This is a genomic window from Desulfogranum marinum (genome assembly GCF_016918565.1).
Classification (GTDB): domain Bacteria; phylum Desulfobacterota; class Desulfobulbia; order Desulfobulbales; family Desulfobulbaceae; genus Desulfogranum; species Desulfogranum marinum.
Window position 1 is genome coordinate 42,745 of sequence record NZ_JAFFQD010000018.1, and the last position, 23,870, is coordinate 66,614.

Here is a 23,870-nt window from a genome sequence, read left to right on the forward strand (position 1 = left end):
TTAATAATTGATAGCAATCAAACGACGATTATTTTTCAAGGGAGTCTGCCCCAGCATACCACTCTAAAAAGGAGGACAAGTTGATTCCATGTTCACTCAAAATATTTCTATTATAAAAAGGATCACCTTCCAGTAAAAACGTCTGCCACTGTTTTTGAAAATGTTTCTTATCCTTCTGGCCGGACAAAACGATAGCAACATCGGTTAGCGGCGTTTCTTCTCTTTCGACGTTACAATAGGGTGTGTAATAATGCGTTTTCCCTTCATGATATAATTGAAAGCAGAGGTCAAGATGAGCAAAAAGCACATTTTTATAGGTACTCTTATACCCTCCAGCATCGATGAATACCTTGCGTTGAATCAATGATAATCCTTCATGGGTTGCAATAAGATTCTGCGGACAATGTATGCCATTATGGTGGATGCTGACATCTCTAACAAATGACCCATAATAGAAGGGAGAAGGATTATCTAACCGAGGGACTGACCCTTGATGACTGTCATCAAGGCTCGCAGACTTCAATAACCCTCCTATAAATCCAACGTCTTTGCATTGTGCGTACTCTAAGATAGATTCAAGCCAAGTATTATCAAATAACCTACTTCTCCCCTCAACAAAGCATATATTCTCACCGCTTGCCTTCTCAACAGCTCTATTTCTCCAGATGACTTCACTTTCTTCGTATTTTTTTTGTACATGCTGCACAGAAATTTTATCGGTATCAAGGTATTGTGTACCCAAGCTATCTGGTACTATCATCTCAATCTGTATATTTCCCGGCAAACGTAAATATTCACAATAATTAGACAATGGGCAGGGGAAAAAATCATATACAACAAGGGTCACAGTTGGAAGACGGAAAAGTTTTCGTTTGGGACGATAAAAAAATTTAATATCTGTAGTTTGAGCAACCCCAGCAATATCCCGACGTTGCAATGCATCAGCAACGGCCTTCCTGCCAGCCTCATCGGCATACGACTTTTCTTGATGATTAATACTGGTGGAGGATTTATGCACACGCCAATGGTACAGTACTTTGGAAATATGAAAAATATTTTGGCTCTGCTCAACCAACCTAAGGGCCAAGTCAAAATCCTGAGCTCCGTCATATCCTTTACGGAAGCCTCCACATTGCTCAAAAACTTCTCTTTTTGTCACGAGGAAATGGGTAATATAATTGTGTCCCAGCAACAATTCATCATTAAAAGATGGTTTATAAAAAGTATCCAGATACCTGCTCTCCAGGTTAATCAAATCCTCATCACTGTAATAGATATCAGCCTGTTGCTCATTGATCGCTTTGGCCACCTCATACAAGGCATCATCTGCAAGTTCATCGTCATGATCCAGAAAAGCGATATATTCCCCAGTGGCGCTTTCGGCGGCCATGGATGACGCAATACCGATGCCATTATTATATTGAGACCAAGTAACCTTAATCCGAGGCTCATTTCCGGTGAGCATCTGCAATGTTTCCGCGACGGCGGTTTCGTTGCTGCCATCATCAGCTATACAGAGTTCCCAGTGGGGATAGGATTGAAACAGGAGGGAATGAATACACCTGCGAAGCTGCCAAGGTTCTGTATTATATGTTGGCACCACAATGGAGATAACAGGTTTATGCTGCAACGCAGCAACCTCAGGACATGGATAATAACCTTTATTCACGCCAGAAAGCTGATACTCTACCAGAGGGTGCCGATCTTCCTTTCCATATGGCTGCAAATAAGAAGCCTTGTAATAGGAAGGGTCAAACAACGCATTTGGACGGTTTTCCCTATGATGAGCATTCGAAATATAATGGAGAAATCCATCAAGCAAGCTCCCCTTACCCTGCATGTATTGTTGGCGGTAATAATGAGGATCGAAGAAACGATTCGGGCGACATCCTTCTTCTGCACCAAACTCCAGGTAATGAAGAACAGGAAAATCCCATTCTTTTGCGACTGTCGGGTTTGCCTCACAATAATAATCAGCATCAAATAAAGGATGTATACTTCTACGTCCCTGCTGCCCAGCATGTAGGTAGTACGAGAGGGGGTCGTAACCTGAAGTGTATATTTCCGGAGTCTGTTCCAGGTAATACTGTGTATCGAAGATGGGATTCGGTTGCACCCCTTGTTGCCAGTTTGTTTGATAATGGTACAGAGAGGTCTTTCCTGGAGGTATCATATTTCCATATGCCACGAGATAATACGCTCCTGAAAAGAGGAAGGTTGGCCTGTACCCTTTTGCAGAACCATGTTCTATATAATGAACAAGAGGGTTGCTCTTCAAACTTTCAGGGTAGGTCTTTCCGTACCAGCGCACATCAAAGAGTGGGTTGGGGTCTCTACCTTCACGCCAGCCACTGTCAACAAAGTGTGCCAACAAATCCGTGGCAAAGGGATCTATATCTGGGTTCTGTAGAACATAATACCTAGCATCAAAAAGGCCGCTGCTTTTTATAATTCGATATTCACGGTGCAACAGATAACTTTTCAAAGTTTTCAAGGTTCTTTTACCCAATAACGATGCGACAACAGACCATGAATATGATGTTGTTTCCTTCAAAAAACTTCTATCTTCCGCACTCTTATTTTTGTTTTGCTGTTTGTCTTCAGTCCGTATTAATGTTGAAAAATGAGGCAGGCATTGCTGACCAAAAGAAAGATATTTTACACAAATAACGACAGAAGCAACGACCCTATCACCATATTCCCCAGGCAAGGGAGTCAATATGATTGAGGGTTTTTCAGTACTAAAATAATAAGAATCACCTTTAACTACATCAGCGTTAGACTGCCATAGAACAGGAGTTTGCCCTTCACTGGTATGTAAAGCGATTGAAAGTATCTGCAAAATAACGGGTTCATCAGCAGGTGTAAATTGCCAGTTCCCAGTCTGTGGCATATCACAGTTAACCTCATACTCTAGCCGACAAAGGCCTGGGCCAACTTTACGAATGAATTTCTCTTCCGCGATGCCTGAACTATCCAACAAGAGCTTGGCTTCATGATATTTTTCCCTTGTATCGATCAAGGTGTCCAGCCAGCAATCAATATGCGTGTCAAAAAGCTTGTTGTGTTTATGGTATAGTTTAACAAAAGTATCGAGCTTATTTTTTCTGGAACAGGTCCGCACCATAGAATTGTTTGAAACACGGTAGTAAAAATGGACAGAAGGAAGCTTATACACCTTACGCCCACGTTCTACGAGACTCAGCCAAAAATCGTAATCTTCCCAACCATGAATAAATGTTTCATCATATCCACCTGTTAATCTCCAGTCACATCGCCGAAAGATAGCTGTACAAAATATGATATTATCATGAAGCATTTCCTTGAGCGAGTATTCTGGAAGAACCCATTCTCCCTCAGCAGCCCCAAAAAGTTCGGCCCGGCAATAGACTATGCCAACATCTGGATGTGACTCCAGGTAGTCAACCCCCTCTTCAAGGTAGCCAGAACCTATTCGATCATCAGCATCCAGCGGTAAAATATATTTACCATTGGACGCATTTATACCATTATTGCGAGCAGCAGCTAATCCTTGATTATCAGTGGTTATAATCGTTGTTTTAGGTCGATTATAGTGTCGAAGGAGCTGGCCAGTAAATTGATCGGTTGAGCCATCATTAACGATAATGATCTCAAAATCTTGAAAGGTTTGTTGAAGGACAGAGTCAACTGTTTCATCAAGGAAAACACCCTGATTAAAACAGGGAATAATTACAGAAACAAGAGGCATGACGACACTGTGATACGTAGAAAAAACAGAAAGGACATAAATAAAAACACATTAAGGTTAAACAAAGGTAACTATTCAGCAAAGATCTGAAGACTATCAATCTACTCCGCACTGTAACTGTTTAGCAGTGTTCCAAATATTCACCAGTTGACCTCTAAGCAGATAGGCTCCGACTTCGATACATCGGTATGCTCGGCGGGCAGATCGTGGAGAGTTGGGGTACTGAAGAATAATTACAAATAAAGAAGTGATAGAGTTTGCAACTCTTGAACGGAATATGATTCTGTTTCCGAACGGTGATATGGAGATAAAATAAATCACCTATGGAAAGAGAAATAAATTAAAAATCAGGTAACCTGAAATTGCTGGCGTACAACCAACTGCCCGTTAACATACACTGCCAAGTGCCACTCCCCAAAATAGTTATCATTGAATTCTCTGCCAGTAAAGGACCTTGTGAGAAATCCGTTTTTCCAAAGCTTGAGCCAAGAATATAAGCGGAAATGATCCTTAGGATCTTCCAGCAATAAAGAGTGGCTACTTTGTCGCGCTATCTGGCCAGTGGGATTCTGCCAATCAATTGTTATCAGATATTCACCAGGAGGTATTTCTGTCAAATCAATAACAGCAAAAAATTTCTCTTCAGGGGTAAAGGTATACTTCTCTACTGTAAAATCAGACTCACCATACATCACGCACGTTGTTTCAGTATCTTTGGCATTCGCAGAACACAGACCCAACAACGACAGACAAAAAAAAAGTACGATATATTTAACCATTATAAACAAGCAGGGTATATATTAATTTAGTAATTACGGGGATAATATAATTTGATGCCATTTGGCATATGCCCCGTGGCTGCTCCCGCAAGGGTATGTTTCTTGACCGTAAAATTCAATGGTATCACCATTATTCACTTGAAATCGCCCGACACTTATCATTTTGTTACTATCACGACATTGCTCATATGGGGTATTGCACATCAGACTACCACATGCATACGGGTAATTACCGGACTGGACCGTATTTCCATTTATAGATAAACTATAAGCAGGAGAACCATCCCTTTCTGCCTGTACTTTGATCTGTATACTATACGACCCGGATACACCAGGAAACTCAGCAGTACACGTTCCACTCCCGCTGCCAGCACGTAATCCTAGAGCACCATCTCTATTGGTCCATCCGGAGGTACAGCTGAAATCGGAAAAAGCATTTAAAGTTACAGTGGAAGGTGAGGTACTCCTTGAGGCTGTTGTGCTGGTTGCAGTAGAGGATGGAGCGACAGCAGAACTTTCTCCATCATTATCACCCTCGTCGCCACCATTATCGCATCCCACAATTATACTAAGACACAACATGCCCATCAGAATTACATTTTTTTTCATTTTAGCTTTCCCCTACGATAAAGAAATCTAACACTTTAATTTTACCAATCATTATAGCCATACGAAAAAATACCATTCCCCTGACCATTCCTCAAATTACCGAGCAGCTTTTGCCAATAAAGTGTCAAAAAAATCAATAGTCACCTTAAGCCCATCTCTTAGCACTGTTTCAGGGTTCCATTTGAGTTTTTGCCGAGCTAAAGAAATATCGGGCTTTCGTTGAACCGGATCATCGCTTGGCAATGGTTCAAAAACCAGTTTGGAGCTAGATCCCGTCAATTCAATTATAATTTCAGCAAGTTCTCTAATCGTAAATTCGCCAGGATTTCCCATATTCATAGGACCTGTGAATGAGTCCTCTGTAGCCATAATGCCGACAAAGGCATCTATCAAATCACTGACATAACAAAACGACCGGGTCTGACTCCCATCACCATAAATGGTCATCGGCTTACCTTGCAGGGCCTGCACTATGAAATTGGAGACCACCCTGCCATCATTAGGATGCATCCGCGGTCCATAGGTATTAAAAATACGGCCAACTTTTATACGAAGGTTATGCTGCCTATGATAATCAAAAAACAAAGTCTCTGCACACCGTTTGCCTTCGTCATAGCATGACCTGTGCCCAATGGGGTTTACCCGACCCCAGTAGGACTCAACCTGTGGATGGACTTGGGGATCACCATACACTTCGCTGGTCGACGCCTGAAATATTTTTGCTTTGACCCGTTTAGCCAAGCCCAGCATGTTTATTGCGCCATGGACGCAGGTTTTGGTAGTCTGCACAGGGTCAAACTGGTAATGAATCGGAGAGGCTGGACAGGCCAAATTGTAAATCTCATCCACCTCTACATAAAGCGGAAAGGTCACATCATGACGCAAAAGTTCAAAATTAGGATTATCCATTAAGTGGATAATATTTTCCTTGGTACCTGTAAAGAAATTATCAAGACACAGGACATCATTCCCCTGCTCTAACAATCGCTCACAGAGATGTGAACCAAGAAACCCGCTGCCACCAGTTACCAATATTCTTTTTTTTGAAAACCTCACAGTGCCTCCGTGGCTACCGAGTATATCATTATTGCGATTTTAATTTACTGCCGCTTATGCCAATCGTAGGCGCTTTGTATAATCGTCGATGTCTCTGAAAACCGGGGTTTCCATAATAAAATTCTTTTGGCCTTTTCGGCATTTGCCACCAAAAGCGGCGGATCGCCATCCCTTCTTGGTCCATATTCAAACGGCACCCTTGTATCACTAACCGACGCTGTGATATCAATTATCTCTTTAACAGAAGTGCCAGTTTCTGAGCCAAGGTTAAACTGATCGCTGGTTCCTGTTGCTGCGAGCAACTCAAGTGATTTAACATGCGCATCCGCAAGATCCATAACATGGACATAATCACGGATTGCCGTACCATCGGATGTTTGATAATCGTTACCATACACAACGATCTTCTCACGTTTTCCCAAGGCTGCTTCGAGCACAAGTGGAATGAGGTGGGTTTCAGGGGTATGATTTTCTCCCGTCTCCCCATCAAGGTCGGCACCCGCAGCATTGAAATAACGAAGCGCCACATGTTTAAGACCATATGCTGTATCATAATCGGCAAGGATCTGCTCGATCATAAGCTTGCTCCATCCATAAGGATTAATCGGCCGCTGGGGTGAGGCTTCAGTCAAAGGCAAAGCGTCAGGGATACCAAAAGTAGCACAGGTACTTGAAAATACGATTTTTTCACACCCAACGCTTCGCATGAGTTCAAGCAAGTTAACGGTTCCCGCGACGTTATTGGTATAGTATTTTCCAGGATCAACCACCGATTCACCAACATATCCGAATGCTGCAAAATGAATAACCGCAGAGGGCTTATACTGTTCAAAAACTTCCCGCAGGCGATCTGAGTCAAGTATATCGCCTTCTTCAAAAGGTCCCCACTTCACCGCCTCTTTATGGCCATAGACCAAATTATCATAGGTAACAGGCAAGTAACCATTACCTTTAAGCACCTTACAGGTATGACTCCCTATATACCCGGCTCCACCGGTAACTAATATAGAATTATTCATATTATACATCTCGACATTCGTTGTCACCTATCTGAACTGAGTAGTTGTTCATAGAGTTGTACATACTCTGCAATCATCCGTTCGAGTGAAAACTTCTCACGGATGGTCTGCTTTGCTTGATTTGCCAAACGTTCGCACTTAGCTTCATCGGAGAGCAGCGCAAGCAAAGTACGGCTGATTTCCAATTGTGAATGGCTCTCAAGTAGAATACCCGAAACCCCATGCTCAATAATTTCCGAATTACCGCCTAAATTGGTTGCCACCACCGGCTTTCCCAAAACACAGTATTCCATCACCACATTCGAAAGTCCTTCACCATCAGGACTTAACAGGATGCAGACTGCAGCACCCTTAATGTACGATTCAGGCGCACTGCAATCATTGATTATAACGACACTCTCTTGTAACCCAAGGTAACCTATAAGATCTTGACAAGCTTTTTCCAACTCCCCTTTACCTATCAAAAAAAGGTGGTAATGTCGAAACCTCTTCCTTATTTCAGGAAAAGCCTTAATCAAGGCCTGATGATCTTTCTTTGCTGTAAAATTCCCAACCATGCACAGATAGGGCGCACTATGGAGGAAAGGCTTCACCGTATCAAATCTACGCTGGTCCAGCCCATTGTAAATCACTGATACCGATCTCCACTTTTCCACCCCAAAGGCCCGCAGTCCGGCTTGTGAATTGGCCACGACCCTGTCTGCAAATCTCATGGCAAACTTGCTGAGGCGATCACGCCGTGTAAGACGCCTCCTGGCAGATCGTATCGAGCCATTGACCAACTTAGCCCCTGTCAATTTGGCGGCAACCACACCTGCTAGATCAGAGATACTGCCAAAGGTATGTATGATATCAATTTTATGCTTTTTGACCAGCCCTGTTACCGACCAGGCCATGGAGATATCCAACTGATGGGACTGAGGAATTGAGACAACCTCATTGGCCCAAAAATGTGCTTCCCCCTCTCTCGCTCCACCCTTTACCAGTACACCAAAAAGAGTGTATATATGGGGGCAATGCTCCTTGAAACCTTTTAGCAGAGCTACGATCTGCCGCTCGGTCCCTCCTGCCGGCATACCATCAGCAAGAATAAGAACTGCTCTATTACTAGTCGTAGCCATCAGTCAAAATATTACTTATCCGCATGGATTTTTATATACACGGCAATCGCTAAGTTCGCTGCGCCGATAAAAAATCGTTCCTCCACAGCAACACCATAGCCCAAGGATTGCAATATCGATTGCCCCCCTGAGGCAATTTTATTCTGATGAATGATTACCACAAAATCATAGTGCAACAGCCCTGCTGTATTTTCAATAAATTGCGCCATGCTGCCATCGCAAATTAATCCAATGGAGCAAGAGGCAAAACGATGAGCCTTATTAATATTATCTGTAAGATATTGCGCCGCTGTACAACAATCAAATCGACTAGCCCCAGAGATGTACAGCCAGGATTTCAACAACGAACAGTCTGTTTCAGGGCGAATCACATACCCCCAATAAAGACCGTGGCTCAGTAAGCAGCTCAACGCTGTGCCCACACCATAACAGGAATCGAGGACCACGCTGCGCTCAACAGAAAAACCACTCTTCTCAATCATAGTGGCAAGAGTGCTGCCAAACCGAGCAAACAGGCTCTCTCCCGTACGAGTCAACGCCTTTGTACTCAGGAACAAGTCGGAAAGTAGATCGCCATGATACCTGGCTTGAATAGCATGCTCAAGTTCACTTATCTTGTTCAGATCAGACAATATAAAATTCTGAATATCCACATAATACGTCCGGTTATTGTCACGAACGATATTATCCCGAAACAACGGTGCTCTTAAATCGCAATGCTCAGCTATACTTACCGTTGCTAACCCTTTCTGTTTGAGCACATTTTTAAAACCCTTAATAAAAGTGGTGCCTTCAGAACCGTGAACCACCGGTCCCTCTATATGCTGGACCACCAACGCAAAGTAAACAACGTTGTCCACACTTTTCAAGGTGATTATATCATATACACGAGGAGCCACTCCCTCCTCATGAAGCAAATTGGAAACAATGCTTTTTTCGAAAACACTACCAATGGCTCGCATGCTCCAGTTGGTTGATGCCGGGGCCAGCAACTCAGAAGTATAGTAAGGTGAACCATCCGGCGACAACTGTCTACTCTTGATAATTTTCAGGCCAAAGGGTTCCGGGTAGCGACCAGTCAGGGCCTGATTGATTTGAGCCAAAGCTTTATGACCAGACAAGTAGGCACTGTGCCGTCCACTCTTGTAAGCAATATTATACTTGTCCAAAGAGTTGGTAATATCAGCTGCAGGAGAAGAATCAAAGACTATATTTGTCGGAAAAATTGGCAAGGACTGCTCAATAATGCGAAAAGTATTGAGTCGTTTCCGGGCGGGTAACAGCTTTAAAACAAAAAAGCCATACATCAGGTTGATCAGGTATTTATCGATCCACCTAAACCAAGGCCATAACCACTCAGGAATAATCTTTTTGAGTATTTTTCTCATCACTGCAGCAAAATGATTTCAACACTGTCTTGAGGCTCTAACGACGAAACCCAAGAGAGCCGGATTGCTTTACCAGGCCTGCAACCAAAGCTGCCCACCATAACCACCTTAATAGACCTTTCCAATTCGGCTGGGTGAAATCTTGTCTCTGTAACCAAGCAAGAAGCCTCCTTGGCTATCTCAATTAACGGAAATCTGCCTTAGAAACTACCCTAAAGAAATACACGGAAAGCATTTATGGCTGAACAATTTCAAAGCAGCCATCTCCGACCTCATAAACCTCGACTTGCTCAAAACGTCCCAATACCGATCTAAAATTTTCTACACTCTGCTGAATTTCTTGAAGAGTGAGCTCGGGAATCTTTTGTTTATGAACTTCTCTACTTAGATCAAAGACTGTTTTACCATCACCCTTTGCCCCTTTTTTCATCTGTGCGAGCAAGGTACCAAGGCTCGATTTGAGTTCATTGTAAAATCTCTTGGAAAACGGCAAAATTTCCCTGAACGCCCTGTGTGCCAGCTCACCACCTTTCAGCTTCGGGCCAACTTTTTCTATAGCGATACCATTCAGGCAAGCAACAATTTTCTCGGTTGCCAAGGTGCCATCCATTGCCGCGATATATTTACCAGCAAGAATGCGTTTTTCGTCCAAAGAAGTAGATTTTGATTGTCCTCCATCAAGGCTCTTCTGGAGCACAGATAATAGTTCCTCGCTCTTAGTGACACCGATACTCAACAAGTTTGCCAGATAAGACTCGTAGTGCTCAGAAATAATAGGCCGATAGGCAATGACAGGCTTATCCAATAAAAAAGCCTCCACACCTGTAGTACAGTTAGAATGAATGACTGCCTTGGAAGCCAGGAGCCACTCGATAACATTGTTTTCATGTACTACTTTAACATTCTTAAATTCTTTTGCCACCTCATGCCAAGTGCTGTGTTTTTCTGCGGGATGAGGCCTTATGACGATCGTATGATCTGGAAATTTCTTTTCTAATAGAGGTAACAGCTCAACAAAGGACTGAAAAATAGTTCGTTGGTAGTCGATCCAACCATCTACAAATTGCTCACCCATTTCAGGATGATTCTTCAGAAAAACCTTCTTCCCTAAAGATGAGTCCATAAAATGGTTATAAAAGCTAAAATTTGTATTGATGAGAATAATGTTTCCATATTTCTGCTTAATCGCATTTGCCTGGGAATTGTAATATCCACGCACCTCTGGCCGCAGCATGTCCATTCTGGGGTTACCCACAACAGCCACCATCTCAGCTCGATCTGAATAGCGCTGCTTTATCAATCCAGCCTGACAGTCACCCCATGCAAAGAATGTTTCAAGCATACGAAACGATGTACCTGAAAAACGCCGATCAAGATAAGTGTCTTCATGAATGATCAACCCTTCTTCATCCCAAGCCGCCACCTTGTGTCCCAAACTTCTAAAGAACTTGAACCATTTAACTTTTGTAGCGGCGGCACTCTTATCCAAATAGATCCCCCTCGGCCACCAGGTTACCTGCCTACGCAACTTTTTTTGATCCCCGAAAACCACACGATACCCATTTTCAGCCGCGACAAGAGAAAAAAATAGTTTGGCATCAAATTCCCTAACTTTTATCTCTATAGGAACATAGATATGTTTCGCTTTTTTTCCTGTTCGCATAATCTAGTCACAAACTATAAGTATATATTATGATAAGGAGGTGCTTGGTGCTAAAGCTCTCCATAAACATCCAGAGATAATTCATTTTATGTGCATTGAGCTGCTTCTTGATGAGCAAGCACGCTTTCGCAAAGGGCTAGGTCGTCAGCGCTGTCAATATCGATGCTCTCAGCCATTCCCATAACATATGGGACAACCGGCTTAATAAAAAAAGTTTTCTTTACAATAAAATCCCTACAGGCAGCAAGATACATAGCACCGTTATGTCTATAAGTCACGGGAAGTTGCTGACGTGGTTTATCTAGCTCGTCCCACGTAAATAGAGGAGTGAGCTTACCCTGAACAGTTTGAAACATCTTAAACGGACTATGTTCAGAGCGGGTGACACTGACACAGCTTCCGCCCCCCTCTGCAAGGAACTGCTGGATGCAAGCGTCTATATGACAAGCAGTGCGTAAAGGTGAGGTGGGCTGCAGCAGGATAAAGTACTCTGGTAAGGCCCCTTGCCTTTCTAGAGCTTGAAGGGCATGGAGAACTACATCTCGACTCAGGCTTCCGTCTTCAGCTAACTCGACAGGCCTGTCAAGGACCTTTGCTCCGGCGGCTAAACTCACCTGTTTAATCTCAGCATCCTCTGTCGTCACCAAGCAAGTTGTTACATAACGACTCTGGAGTGCCGCCTCAATAGTATGCACTATCAAAGGCTTGCCTGCTAACTTTCGCACATTCTTTCTAATTAGACCTTTTGAGCCGCCTCTTGCTGTAATTATGGCTACAATGCTCATATACTTATCACTTAGAAAAAAATATCTAAAAACTGTTTTTGTTTTTCTGTTTCCCAGATCATCTCCTCCCCCAAAGCAAGCATAAAATTCTTTACACTATTTCCATAACCAAAATGGTGACTCGGTTTTACATTATCCAGGGAAAGGGCCTTTTCAATCGATTCCAATATGGCCGCCTTCCCCATGTTAGCATTAAGGATAGAAGAATACCTGTAACGATTATGTTGCCTGGTTCCGAGATTTATTGAAGGAACAGCGAGGGTCGGTGTCTCACGCACTCCCGCGCTTGAGTTGCCTATAAGAAACTGGGAATGCCTCAACAATGTTATAAAATACTCAAATCGCATCGATGGAAATATTCTAAAACAAGAAAGTCCTTCCATTTTTTTATAAGCATGGAATATTTCTTCACTGCCGGTGTCGTTGTTAGGATGGATAACCACATAATTATTCCCTGATTCCAACAATGATTCTACCAACACTTCAGCATTCCTTCGCTGGTCTTTGACTTCGGTAGTGACCGGATGATAAAGCACAACTCCATACTCATCAAACCCAATATCATAATAGGATTTAACCTCCTCAATTGTTGGTAAATCATCAGACAACATGATGTCTACATCAGGAGAACCAATCACATAGATAGACTTGTCTTGCTCACCAAGTTGCCGCAGCCTGTCAGCAGCCTCCTCATTGGCCACAAAATGTATATGTGACATTTTGGTAACCGCATGCCGAATCAGTTCATCAACGGTACCTGAGATTTCACCGCCTTCTACATGCCCAACGAGTACATTCCTTAAGGCGCCTGTTATAGCGCCGGCAAGAGCTTCAACCCGATCGCCATGAACGACCAGCATATCTGGGACCACCTCGTGCATATACCTGGACAGCCCTTTGATGGTGTTGGCTAAAACCATCTCCATAGGCTCCCCTTGGACTTGATTCATGAAAGTAAAAATATTATGAAAACCAGCCTTTCTCACCTCGTCCACAGTAAACCCGTATTGGTAGAGTAAATGCATACCGGTAACGAAAATTGTATACTCATAATCAGGGTGTTCATGAACAGCCCTGATCAAGGGTTTTAGCTTGCCAAAATCAGCACGCGTGCCTGTAACAAAAACTATTTTACGCATCCTTTTCAATCCATAAACTCTTTACAAGGGAATACTAAGAACAGCTTTAACCCGCTCAACCTTGCAGGTCACCAGTAAGCGCTGAACAATTAACCGCTTCAGTTTTCTAATATTTGGATTAGGAAAAATTCTTTACGGATCTGTTCATCAATAACAACAGAGGAGGGGCAGGGGATATCAAAACTATATTAAGACAATAGCTTCAGGATAGGACAGTAACTCTTCTTTGATATGCTTTGGAACGTAAAAGGGGTATAAATAAATTCCTGTTGCGTTATCTCCGACATCGCCTCACCATTAACTAAAAAAACGAAAGTACTACTCAATGATTCTCATAACAACGAGAAATTAGCTATACTAAACAGAGGCCTGACCGTCAACAATCCCCTCACCCACCAAACTGTTAAAAAAATTACGATAGACGCAACCAACTGGATCTACAGGCTCTGGAGCCCGAAAAAACGTCACCAGCTTACCCCTTATCGAACCCTTCTATATCTTCAAACTGTAGGTGCTGATCTACTGGAATATTTCGAGCAGCTCTGCACCCCTCGACTTTATCGAAAAGATCGGCCGAAATCGGGCCGGTCCCCGGTCGCTTTACCCATATATTTTCCAAAGAAAGTAGTTCTCCTTCTTGTATATCTTTAATAGATACCACGGTGGCAAAAGCGAAATCTATAGTCGACTGCTCCTCACTTGCAGCCTCTTTCCTACCACCACGCATTTTCGCGATTTCCTGACTTCCCTCAATCAACGCTTTAAGCTCAACGGGATCCATGGAGTTGACAATATCTGGACCGGGACGGTCTATTCGGTCTGTAAAATGCCGCTCTAAAATCGAAGCACCCATTGCAGTCGCCGCAAGGCAGGCCAAATTTGAAGTTGTATGATCAGACAACCCAACTACGGCATCAGGAAAAGATTGCTGAAGCTGTTGCATTCCCCCCAGCCTTACCAAATGGGATGGCGTCGGATAGACATTAGTACAGTGCAACAAAGCATAAGGCACACCATGCCGCCGAACAATATCAACAGTTCTCTCTACACTCTCAATCGTATTCATGCCAGTGCTTATGATCATCGGCTTGCCAAAAGCTGCAACATGCTCAATCAAAGGGTAATTATTGCATTCTCCAGACCCTATTTTATAAGCACAGACCCCCATTCGTTCTAACCGTTCGGCTGCTGCCCTCGAGAAAGGTGTACTGATGAATATCGCTCCTTGCTTTTCCACATAGGATTTGAGCTCTATTTCTTCTTTTTCCGACAAGGCGCAACGTTCCATAATTTCATATATAGAAACATCCGCATTTCCTGGAATCACCTCCCGGGCAGCAGGACTCATCTCATCTTCGACAACATGGGTCTGATGTTTTATAATCTCAGCACCAGCAGCGATAGCCGCATCCACCATCTCACAGGCGACCTCCAGTTCCCCCTCGTGATTAATTCCAATTTCAGCTATAACCACTGGTGGAAAGTCTTCACCGACAACCCTATGACCAATATTAATTTTCGGTTTCACAACTTTCTTCCTATTGATCATAAATTACACGAAACACTACGCTCATACACTTGCCCTACCCCGATCTTAGGAGATGTAAATTGCTGCTACTGCTCGCTCATCTATCAAGATATTTAAATTTAGCTCCTTCCTTATAACGAACCCGCTTGAGCTTCCCCTTAAAACTAACTCCCATCGCTTCCAACAGGTGACGTAAAAAAGTATACACACTCCGCAATATTTTATTTCGATAATAGAAAGAGGTAAGTATCTTATATTTTTCGTAAATGGTAAAGATCTCGTCTTCTACCTTTTTGTCTTTATAGTCAATCGCCCCCTTCACCTCTTCAAAATATCCAAAAATCCTTATTGCCACTTCTGGAAAATGCCTAGGATCACGGTAGTGCCATATTCTGCATTCATTCAACATTTTCTGTTTTTTCAACAACTGCAAATCAATTTCAAATGTATTCCAAATACAACCTAAAGACAACATACGCAGATCAGGATTTTCATATATAGCCTTGGCAAAACCAGGCTGATCGCTTCTTTTTCCCAATGCATCATAAAATTTTTTCCAATCACGAAAAAAATGTTCTATTCTATTATTTTTACGAAAAAAAATCACGCCACTATTCCATTGAGGAAAAACACTACCATGGACATGGTTATCTATCTCATAGTCTTTTCTTGTTGGAAGAGAGGTAAGCTTAGCAGCGATATCGTACCTCTCCAGGCATTTCACAACTGGTAAAAGGTCACCAAGAATTTCAACGTCACAATCAATAAACGCACAGTTAGATTTACTTACAAAATCAATGACACTAGTTTTAATATCTCTATTTTTGTTGTTTTCTAAATCGACACAAACAATTGTATCAAAAAAATTATAAAGAGAAGAGCCATCTTTAATAGGCAAATTAGTTACAACCGTACAAGTTATTTCTGGATTATGCTTCTTGGCAGTTTGAGCAGAATGGGTAGCCATTAGTAAATATTCAAAACCAAATGCTACATATACCAATTCAAGTCCACTATACTTATTCATGAGCATGACTCATTATAAATTTTGTACAAACAGAGATTTGAGCTCACATCGATATAAAAAGTGCAACCTCTTACAGGTAATTTGCATGTATACTCAGAATAAAAATCATAATACTTTCAGGAGGGATGTTTTTACTTAATCATTCAATCAGAGAAGTCATACGTATGCACCCGCTTAAAAATCCTCTTAATCATTTTAGCTTCAAAGTTCTGTTCTATTTTCTTAAAAACTGGATCTTTGACGATAAGTTGAAGTTTTCTCATGCTCGCTCTAAATGACTTCGATCTAAAGCGTCTTTTTTTGACAAAAAAGTCTCTAAAAACTGCAAGATGTACACCGTGAACAGGTCGGAAAGAAGAATCAGCAGGATCAATCCATTCACCGGCTATTGCTCTTGGACACAATCCCAGACCAGATTCAGAAATAATATCGAAAAGCATATATTCATCGTTTTCATAATGATGCAGCTGATTATCATTGTATAATCTTTTGTATTTCTCTAAGACAGGCAGCATACTTTCCAAATAAGCTTCAGTTTTAATAAAATGCAAGCCTGAAACTCGCTTACCATTGGTACGCCTTCTAACATTACTGTAATCTAAATTTATAGCTTCACAGTGCCTCAAGTGCTGCTCATGTATTGGCATTTCTTCTGGAAGGATGAACACATCAATATCACCTATATACAGATACTTATATTCTTTAAATTTTTGAGAATAAACAAACCATCTCCTACAAGCAGCAGAATTCCTCTTATCAAAACCAGAAGGAACATGTTTTAGATACCCTTCCTCTACACTGAATGCCCCCATTCCTTCAATGTAACTTAAACTATTTCTTATATTATCAGGAAGATTTTCAGCACAAAAAATAACGACTTCATAATCTGGGTATGACTTTAGGATAGAATAGATATAAACAGGTATAAACTCAAGATATTCTCGTCCGCTTGCATAGGTTGCAATACACAAACTCTCTTTCATAATAAACTTCTCAAATTAACCTATTCTATTACGCGCATATTGATTCTTTATGCACGGGATCAATATCATTTTTATATACCCTATATAATACTTTAAATTGCCTTTTAACATCTAGAAACATCTCTCTAAAAAATATTTCTTCTTTTACATTTAAAAACTTAAGATATACCCTCAAAAAGGATCTGACTTCTTTTGCTGATGGGGCATCAACATAAATAAAAAATCTAATTAAAATTGAAGCTAAAATACTCGCGCCTTTGGCTGAAGAAAATTGTTCAATCGTAAGCGGTCCCTTTTCTCTATCAATTACCATCAACTGGATATCTTCCCATGAACCGTCTATCGATGAGACGCAAATGAGATCAGTCACTCGCACAATACTTGTAATGAGTCCTTTTGAATGTAACTCTCCGACAAGTTTTCCGTAGGCTTTTAGCAGTTTAATCCTTTCTTCTTGAGAGCCCTCTTTCATAAGATCGATAAATTCATGACCAACGACCTCTTTCTGAATAAGAAAGCCATAAATTGGTATACCAAACGCCCTTCTTTCCCCTAGTGCAACCGGCTCAACGACAGCAAAGCCTTTCTTCTTGTACAACTGAATAAGATCAAATTCGTGTTGGGTGTTAAGCTTAAGAAAACTCAGCTTTCTTAGTAAAGATTTCAGATGAGAAACAAAGGTAGCATTCTCTTTTTTAATATAATATCCAGAGGTTGAACCGTTATGATGAACTTCAAAATAACGTATAGACTTCTCCGACTCTTGTCTAATCAGCTGTCCGAGCTTCTCGCTATATAAAATTTCAAATTGGTTCAAGGAAGCACAATTGAAAATTTCTCTATACTTATCACTAATCCAAAGGTGATCCTTAATAATCATTTAGCCTCTTCCAAAGAATCTATGAGGGATTCCAGGTATAACCATACTATGATAGACACCGGAGTTATTGTAAATTTAAGACCGCTGTGTTAGCTGAGACACATTTTTTAAACGGCAACCAAATAAGGCGTGCATCTTCCTTTAGCAACTGGTCGGGAGGACTTGAGAAAAAGAGAGACTCCATCACTTCTTACATTTATTTCTAGTTAGAGGAAACAAAGAAACAAACACCGTTAAGAAACTACCCCTGGAAAAAATTGGATTTTTTTAACAGCACTTATCCGAATTAAAGCCACAGATATCTACAGTAGTAGGAAAAATGCAATAAAACCTAGCCTTCAAGTTTTTTAATATCTTGAAAATATTTTGAGTTTTCAGCTAGTTCATTGTAGGTACCATGAGCTACAATTTCCCCCTTATCCAGAACAAAAATTTCATCGCACTTCTGTAAAGTAGTTAGCCTGTGTGCTATCATTAATATTGTTTTCTTGCTGGACAGGTTATCTATAGCCTGCATAATAGCATTCTCAGTGAGACCATCCAATGCGCTTGTTGCTTCATCAAGAATCAGGACCTCTGGATCGTGATAAAGTGCACGTGCCAGACCAATACGTTGCTTTTGCCCACCACTTAAACGGATGCCGCGCTCACCAACAACAGTATCATACGATGCTGGTAATTCTGTCATTACGAAGTCATGTAAATTCGCTATTTTTGCGACTTCAATTACCATTCCCATGTCAATATCTTCTTCCGGAACTCCAAGCGCTATATTTTTAGCAACACTCTCATCAGTTAAAAAAATATCCTGAGGCACATAACCGATCTTTTTTTGCCAAATTTTGACGTTTGCCTCACAAATCAAAGTATTATCAACAAGAAGGTTACCATGCTGGGGAGAAAGAAGGCCAAGTATGATATCAATGATTGTGGTTTTTCCAGATCCGGTAGGTCCTGCAAAGCCAACTGTTGTTCGGCCTGGAATATAAAGATTGAACTGCTTTAAAACTGGTGAATCCTGACCAGGATATGCAAAGTGTACATCATCCAAACGTATACTCTGTCCCCGCAAGCAGAGCATTTCTTTCTCATTACCTGAAGTGATATTGTCTCTCGCATCAACTGAACGTGAAATATCCTCGTGTAGAATATCTAGCGCAGGTAAAGCATAACGAATATTCGCAGCCTTGGTAAAAATAGTTTGCATGGCCGGCATCAAACGGTAACCAGCAAAAGCATACAAAGAAAGGATTGGTATCACCTGTTCCAGATCTTTTTTAGTGGCCAGGAAATAAAGAATAATGATGAGAACACCACCAAAAGCAATGATCTCAAAAGCATATTTCGGCAATTGTGCGACGATAGCTTTTTTTGCAAAATTATATGAAACACGATAGGAGTGTATGGAAAACTGATCTAAAAAAAATTTTTCCCTCCCCAGTACTCGTAAAACCTTAATACCACTCAAGGCTTCACTAGCAAACCTGAAACGTTTTTTATTGGCTTTCGCTCTTTCCCACCCTATCCTGCTTAGCATCTTTCCACTAATCAGGAATAAAGTACAGTATGCACTACCTAAAGTGATTGAAACAATAATAGCCAATGTTGGTTCCATGGCTACCAAAAATAGAAAAATAAAAAGTATGACCACTCCATTTTTGACAATCATCAAAAGCGGATTGAGAACACCAACAATAATAAGTTGCACCTCGTCCAAAATATTTTTTTCCAACTCTGCTGTGTTACGATTCAGAAAAAAAACATATGGTTCGTATAGATACTTGGCGAACAATCGTCTCGCAAGACTATGATTACGCATCCATGAAAAACGAAAAATCCACCAGGTTATCACCGCAGTACTAAGATTACTGACAACCAACACAAAAAGTACGATCCCCCCTAGTGTCAGCAAAAAGGCATTATCAGATTGAAAATGAAGGACAGAATAGAACCAGGCCAACCAGTCATTACTCACTATGACATCTGGGTTTGCGACGACGGTCACAAAAGGCATGATTGAGCCGATACTAGCTACTTCGATGCAGGCAAGCAAAATCATTGCAATAAATAGCCAATACATCTCCCTTCGTTCAGCCGCAGAGAGCAGCTCAAGCATTTTAGTTACGAAAACAAACATATCTCCTACAAGACCTTTCTCTTTATATTACCAATAATAATCTTGGACATCGACTCACTTAAATTAAATTTACAGCTAATATCAACGTAGCATAAAGCAAAGCAAAGTTTACTACGACTTCAACGTTAGGCACAGGACCTTCTGTGCCTACTCACCCTTAAATCCTGGCTAAAATGTTCACAAGCGGAACAATTAGCAGATAAGCTCCGACTCCGATACATCGGTATGCTGAGCGGGCAGATCTTGGAGGGTTGGGACTCTGCTGAAAAGACACTCTGCCGAGGTATTTATATCGTGAAATGGTGGGCAACATTACCAGCATCGTTCAAAAAATACCAAGATAAACGCGACGAGTCCCCAGCGTGACACAATTCGTGCAACAACTCGAGGCTGTCCGCTCCGTATCGGTTCTTCGCAGGTACACCTACCAGACAGGAGGGCTAGTTTAAATTTCCGGAATCCAGCTTTTAATACACCACTTTATTGAAACCAAACAGATGACAAGAAATAACAATTGGACAAGCTTATAGGATGTAAGTTTAGTCTTATTTTTTCAAAATCTTGCTCAAAAATACGAATTGACACTATTGATTTATAATTTCTCCTATGCCGCTTCCATTTCCGACCTTCATAGAAAAACGTTTTGCTATCTTCGGAAATAGTACTCCATCTCTCCATACACCCGCTCATATAAAGCGGCAATGGTTTCAAAAGAGTAGCGTTTCACCATTTCTTCCCTTGCCCTTTTACCCAACCGAATTCTCAGTTGACGATCAACAATTAGTTGCTCCAGGCTCCCAACAAGGTCCGAAAGATTATCTTTCTCAAATAAAAGACCTGTCTCATGGTCAACAACCAGATCGCAGTTTCCTCCGATATGTGAGGCCACCACCGGCAATTCTGCGGCCATGGCTTCCATGAGGGCATTGGGAAATCCTTCTAAACGGGAAGGAAAAACAAAAACATCACAATTAGCTAAGAAAAACTGCGGCCTATCGCTTTCTCCCAAAAAGAGAACTCGCTCCACCCCCTGTTCTACGACCTGGTTCTTGATTTCCTCTTCAACAGAATCAATTTGGCCAGCCCCACTGCCCAGAATAAGCAAGTACCATTCAGGATTTTGATTGTACAACCGCTGCCATGCATCGATCAGCAAATCAACGCCCTTGCGCTGAACCAAACGACCACTAAATAGCACCAGCTGTGCCGTTAACTCCACCCCTATAGACTCTCGAAACTGTTGGCGTTTTAAAGGGTTAGACTCCCTGTAAAAACGTTTACCGTCGACAGCATTGGGAAGAGAGACCATTGCTTGTTTAGGGAAACCGATACTATCGAGCTCTTCTCTAATTTCACTTGTCATGCAAACCACAGCAGTGGACTGCTTAAACAACCATAACAAGCCTCGACCAGAGAGAGTTCTCTGCAGAGGTTTAACTTTACCGGCGGTGGCGATCTTGGCGATATTTTTCACGCCACTGAAAAAAGCCGCAACCCTACAGAGGACACCCATATTTACCACCCCGTGAGAGTGGAGCCAGTCAAACTTTCGCCCAGAGACAATCAAGAAAAAAAGCAATTCTATGATAAAGAGCCCCGTAGTTAGGGGATAACGGCCAGGAACTCCTAGGCGGTGAACAGGCACCTGATCCACCTCCTCGTATTTTGGAAGATCATCAGACCAGCGACGAGTTACCACAGTTACCTCGTTGCCACTGCGGACTAAATGAGGGATAAGCTGACGTAGCTGATTTTCAGCACCACCCCAAATCGGGATATAGCGCTCGGTAACCATCAAAATTTTCTGCATCCCCTATCTAGTCTCCAGTCAAACTACACATTCTCTACAACCACCTCTTCTACTCTTCTTCCTAACCTGGAGTAGGCATTCAACAAGCTAACCTATCGCCTGCAACAGCTGGTTACCTATAGAACCAGGCTTAATTCGTTCTTTGATTCCTTTGTACAAAGGGGCGGCAGGCAACTGTTCAGGTGCCTTGGCAATCTCTCTTATCACCTCAGCCAAAGCCTTGGCCGACCCTGACTCAACCAAATATACTCCAGGAACATCTGAATCCAGCAACTCACGGATGGCCTGAGAGTCTCTAGTGATGAGCGGTTTTTCTGACTGGAGCACCTGAAAGACCTTATTAGGGATGACCCGACCAGCCTTCCCTGACTCCCCGAAGATTCCGAGACAGATATCAGCCTCTGCAATGAGTTGATGCAATCGCTCATACTCCACCCAGGCAATACAACGAATCGAGGGCAAGGGATGGGCCTCAAGCATTTCTTTTATATGAGCCTGTTCCTGACCACTGCCTACTAAAGTAAATTCAACGGCAACATCTTCAAGCAGACGAGCAGCCTCGACAATGATGGATATGCCATGCAGGGGAATACACTGACCATAAAACAACACAGACAAAGGTCTCGTAACCTCTTGGTGGCTGTGGGTTTTAGAAGGTCGAAACTTTTCCGGTTCTACTCCAACAAAGACGCTCCCGGTTTTCCCAGGGGCAAGCCGGTAATGATGCTCAAAAAACTTTGCATGCGCATTGGTATCAAGAATCACCCTGTCTGCTGCTCTGCATGCCAGCCACTCCCACCAATACAAGAAACGACCAGTTATGCTTTTGGAGCTACACAATTTTCTATCATTGACGACCGTGTCATGTAGTGATAAGAAAGCATCCCAGACAATTTGCGCACCTCGAAGTTTGGCAAAAGGCCAAAGAATTAAAACATCAAGCTGTCCCAGATAGCCGACCATAACGACAGTATGTTTTGGCAATCGTAAATAACGAAAAACCAAGATGGGATAGGCGGTCAACCAGCGTAATAAAAAACTGATCTTTGCCCACGGACTACGCAACCCGCTTTTATCCTCTACTCCAGCCCAAACATGCTGATGACATTCAGTAACCTCTACCTGATTCTCTCGTAGTCCACGTAATAAAATCCGATTACGGGGCTTACCGATATCATATGTGCCCCAAAAAACGATGTGCATGTTCAATTGCACCATATTGCAGGAAGTACAACGATTTTAAACATTATTGCCACCGTCGTATTCCTGTTTTTTTATCCTATACTGCAGATCTTCTAAAAGTCTCCTGTTAACAGAAAGTAAATCAGAAAGAAAAGCCACTAAAATTACTTGAAACCCTCCGCCGATCAGAATAGAGGTAAGAATCAACGACTGAATATGTCCGGCACTGTTACCCAAAAGGAACTGAACGAGGAACCGAGCGCCCAGTAAAAAACCCAAAAACAACAATAGAGAGCCTAGACTCATAAAAAAACGAAAAGGTTTATACACCACAAATATACGAATAATCGTTGCGATCGATTTCCGTATATAGGAAGAGACGCTCGACATAAGGCGAGAAGGACGTAGATAACCGTTAGTGCCTATGTCTACAGAAGCAACTGTCATCCGCTTCTGACCTGCCTGGATAAGGGTTTCAAGTGTGTAAGTATATTCATTAAACACATTCATACGCATGGCCGCATCACGACCGAAAGCACGAAATCCGCTGGTTGCATCCACGACATTGGTCTTGCTGGCAATACGTACTACTTTGCTACCAGCTCGCTGCAGCATTTTTTTCAGCGAGGAAAAATGTTCAATCTCGTTGATAGGCCGCGCCCCGACCACCATATCTGCCTCGCCTGACAATATAGGTGCCGTTAATTTTGGGATATCGCCGGCATCGTACTGATTATCGGCATCCGTATTGACAATGACATCAGCCCCTAATCTCAGACAGGCATCCAACCCAGCCATAAATCCTTTAGCCAGACCATGATTTTTGTGAAAATGAACAACATGGTCTACACCATTTTCCAGAGCAACCTCTACGGTGTTGTCCGTACAGCCATCATTTATTATTAATCTTTCAACGACGTCGAACCCCTCGACCTCTGTGGGGAGTGCCGCAAGCGCAATGGCCAGCGTCCCCCCTTCATTATAACAAGGTATTTGAATTATTAATTTTTTCACAATTCCCCTTCTACAAAAAC

18 protein-coding genes are annotated in these 23,870 nt (G+C 42.1%); all 18 read right to left on the bottom strand.

Going from position 1 to position 23,870, the window contains the following annotated elements:
* Nucleotides 1-28: 28 nt before the first annotated feature.
* The 18 genes from JWH17_RS11340 to JWH17_RS11425 all read right to left on the bottom strand — a co-directional run bounded on the left by JWH17_RS11340 (nt 29) and on the right by JWH17_RS11425 (nt 23,850).
* The gene (locus tag JWH17_RS11340) at nt 29-3,730 is read right to left on the bottom strand and encodes a glycosyltransferase (protein WP_205222738.1); all 3,702 of its coding nucleotides are present in this window, start codon (nt 3,728-3,730) and stop codon (nt 29-31) included.
* 347 nt (nt 3,731-4,077) lie between these two features.
* A complete protein-coding gene (locus JWH17_RS11345) occupies nt 4,078-4,422 on the bottom strand; it encodes a hypothetical protein (RefSeq protein WP_205222739.1) in 345 nt (114 codons plus the stop codon).
* 120 nt (nt 4,423-4,542) lie between these two features.
* Nucleotides 4,543-5,118, bottom strand: a complete 576-nt coding sequence (locus JWH17_RS11350) for a hypothetical protein (protein ID WP_205222740.1) — start codon at nt 5,116-5,118, stop codon at nt 4,543-4,545.
* 96 nt (nt 5,119-5,214) lie between these two features.
* Complete coding sequence (locus JWH17_RS11355) at nt 5,215-6,174, bottom strand: UDP-glucuronic acid decarboxylase family protein (RefSeq protein ID WP_205222741.1); 960 nt, start codon at nt 6,172-6,174, stop codon at nt 5,215-5,217.
* 44 nt (nt 6,175-6,218) lie between these two features.
* Nucleotides 6,219-7,193: a UDP-glucose 4-epimerase GalE gene (gene galE / locus JWH17_RS11360; RefSeq protein WP_205222742.1), complete on the bottom strand. Its 975-nt coding sequence runs from the start codon at nt 7,191-7,193 to the stop codon at nt 6,219-6,221.
* Nucleotides 7,194-7,216: 23 nt separating this feature from the next.
* Nucleotides 7,217-8,314: a glycosyltransferase family 4 protein gene (locus JWH17_RS11365; protein ID WP_205222743.1), complete on the bottom strand. Its 1,098-nt coding sequence runs from the start codon at nt 8,312-8,314 to the stop codon at nt 7,217-7,219.
* Nucleotides 8,315-8,325: 11 nt separating this feature from the next.
* The gene (locus JWH17_RS11370; protein ID WP_205222744.1) at nt 8,326-9,702 is read right to left on the bottom strand and encodes a hypothetical protein; all 1,377 of its coding nucleotides are present in this window, start codon (nt 9,700-9,702) and stop codon (nt 8,326-8,328) included.
* A gap of 235 nt (nt 9,703-9,937) precedes the next feature.
* Entirely contained in the window at nt 9,938-11,365 is a 1,428-nt protein-coding gene (locus JWH17_RS11375; protein ID WP_205222745.1) for a surface carbohydrate biosynthesis protein, read from the bottom strand.
* An 86-nt stretch (nt 11,366-11,451) separates the two neighbouring features.
* A complete protein-coding gene (locus tag JWH17_RS11380) occupies nt 11,452-12,150 on the bottom strand; it encodes an acylneuraminate cytidylyltransferase family protein (protein ID WP_205222746.1) in 699 nt (232 codons plus the stop codon).
* Nucleotides 12,151-12,161: 11 nt separating this feature from the next.
* Nucleotides 12,162-13,289, bottom strand: coding sequence for a UDP-N-acetylglucosamine 2-epimerase (gene neuC, locus JWH17_RS11385; RefSeq protein WP_205222747.1), 1,128 nt, complete (start codon nt 13,287-13,289; stop codon nt 12,162-12,164).
* A gap of 472 nt (nt 13,290-13,761) precedes the next feature.
* Nucleotides 13,762-14,838: an N-acetylneuraminate synthase family protein gene (locus JWH17_RS11390; RefSeq protein ID WP_205222748.1), complete on the bottom strand. Its 1,077-nt coding sequence runs from the start codon at nt 14,836-14,838 to the stop codon at nt 13,762-13,764.
* Between the two features lie 76 nt (nt 14,839-14,914).
* Nucleotides 14,915-15,844, bottom strand: a complete 930-nt coding sequence (locus JWH17_RS11395) for a putative nucleotide-diphospho-sugar transferase (RefSeq protein ID WP_205222749.1) — start codon at nt 15,842-15,844, stop codon at nt 14,915-14,917.
* 143 nt (nt 15,845-15,987) lie between these two features.
* Entirely contained in the window at nt 15,988-16,827 is an 840-nt protein-coding gene (locus tag JWH17_RS11400; protein WP_205222750.1) for a hypothetical protein, read from the bottom strand.
* A gap of 28 nt (nt 16,828-16,855) precedes the next feature.
* A complete protein-coding gene (locus tag JWH17_RS11405) occupies nt 16,856-17,707 on the bottom strand; it encodes a lipopolysaccharide kinase InaA family protein (RefSeq protein ID WP_205222751.1) in 852 nt (283 codons plus the stop codon).
* Between the two features lie 331 nt (nt 17,708-18,038).
* On the bottom strand, nt 18,039-19,844 hold the full coding sequence (locus JWH17_RS11410; protein WP_205222752.1) for an ABC transporter ATP-binding protein: 1,806 nt from the start codon (nt 19,842-19,844) through the stop codon (nt 18,039-18,041).
* Nucleotides 19,845-20,490: 646 nt separating this feature from the next.
* Nucleotides 20,491-21,654 carry a glycosyltransferase family 4 protein gene (locus JWH17_RS11415; RefSeq protein WP_205222753.1) on the bottom strand — a complete coding sequence of 388 codons (1,164 nt, stop codon included), beginning with the start codon at nt 21,652-21,654 and terminating at the stop codon, nt 20,491-20,493.
* Nucleotides 21,655-21,741: 87 nt separating this feature from the next.
* Nucleotides 21,742-22,857 carry a glycosyltransferase gene (locus JWH17_RS11420; RefSeq protein ID WP_205222754.1) on the bottom strand — a complete coding sequence of 372 codons (1,116 nt, stop codon included), beginning with the start codon at nt 22,855-22,857 and terminating at the stop codon, nt 21,742-21,744.
* Nucleotides 22,858-22,893: 36 nt separating this feature from the next.
* Complete coding sequence (locus JWH17_RS11425) at nt 22,894-23,850, bottom strand: glycosyltransferase family 2 protein (protein ID WP_332468407.1); 957 nt, start codon at nt 23,848-23,850, stop codon at nt 22,894-22,896.
* Nucleotides 23,851-23,870 lie beyond the last annotated feature (20 nt).

Coding starts and splice junctions, on each gene's coding strand:
- JWH17_RS11340 (WP_205222738.1), bottom strand. CDS start 3,730: ATGCCTCTTGTTTCTGTAATTATTCCCTGTTTTAATCAGGGTGTTTTC.
- JWH17_RS11345 (WP_205222739.1), bottom strand. CDS start 4,422: ATGTATGGTGAGTCTGATTTTACAGTAGAGAAGTATACCTTTACCCCT.
- JWH17_RS11350 (WP_205222740.1), bottom strand. CDS start 5,118: ATGAAAAAAAATGTAATTCTGATGGGCATGTTGTGTCTTAGTATAATT.
- galE (WP_205222742.1), bottom strand. CDS start 7,193: ATGAATAATTCTATATTAGTTACCGGTGGAGCCGGGTATATAGGGAGT.
- JWH17_RS11365 (WP_205222743.1), bottom strand. CDS start 8,314: ATGGCTACGACTAGTAATAGAGCAGTTCTTATTCTTGCTGATGGTATG.
- JWH17_RS11370 (WP_205222744.1), bottom strand. CDS start 9,702: ATGAGAAAAATACTCAAAAAGATTATTCCTGAGTGGTTATGGCCTTGG.
- JWH17_RS11375 (WP_205222745.1), bottom strand. CDS start 11,365: ATGCGAACAGGAAAAAAAGCGAAACATATCTATGTTCCTATAGAGATA.
- JWH17_RS11380 (WP_205222746.1), bottom strand. CDS start 12,150: ATGAGCATTGTAGCCATAATTACAGCAAGAGGCGGCTCAAAAGGTCTA.
- neuC (WP_205222747.1), bottom strand. CDS start 13,289: ATGCGTAAAATAGTTTTTGTTACAGGCACGCGTGCTGATTTTGGCAAG.
- JWH17_RS11390 (WP_205222748.1), bottom strand. CDS start 14,838: ATGATCAATAGGAAGAAAGTTGTGAAACCGAAAATTAATATTGGTCAT.
- JWH17_RS11395 (WP_205222749.1), bottom strand. CDS start 15,844: ATGAATAAGTATAGTGGACTTGAATTGGTATATGTAGCATTTGGTTTT.
- JWH17_RS11400 (WP_205222750.1), bottom strand. CDS start 16,827: ATGAAAGAGAGTTTGTGTATTGCAACCTATGCAAGCGGACGAGAATAT.
- JWH17_RS11405 (WP_205222751.1), bottom strand. CDS start 17,707: ATGATTATTAAGGATCACCTTTGGATTAGTGATAAGTATAGAGAAATT.
- JWH17_RS11410 (WP_205222752.1), bottom strand. CDS start 19,844: ATGTTTGTTTTCGTAACTAAAATGCTTGAGCTGCTCTCTGCGGCTGAA.
- JWH17_RS11415 (WP_205222753.1), bottom strand. CDS start 21,654: ATGCAGAAAATTTTGATGGTTACCGAGCGCTATATCCCGATTTGGGGT.
- JWH17_RS11420 (WP_205222754.1), bottom strand. CDS start 22,857: ATGCACATCGTTTTTTGGGGCACATATGATATCGGTAAGCCCCGTAAT.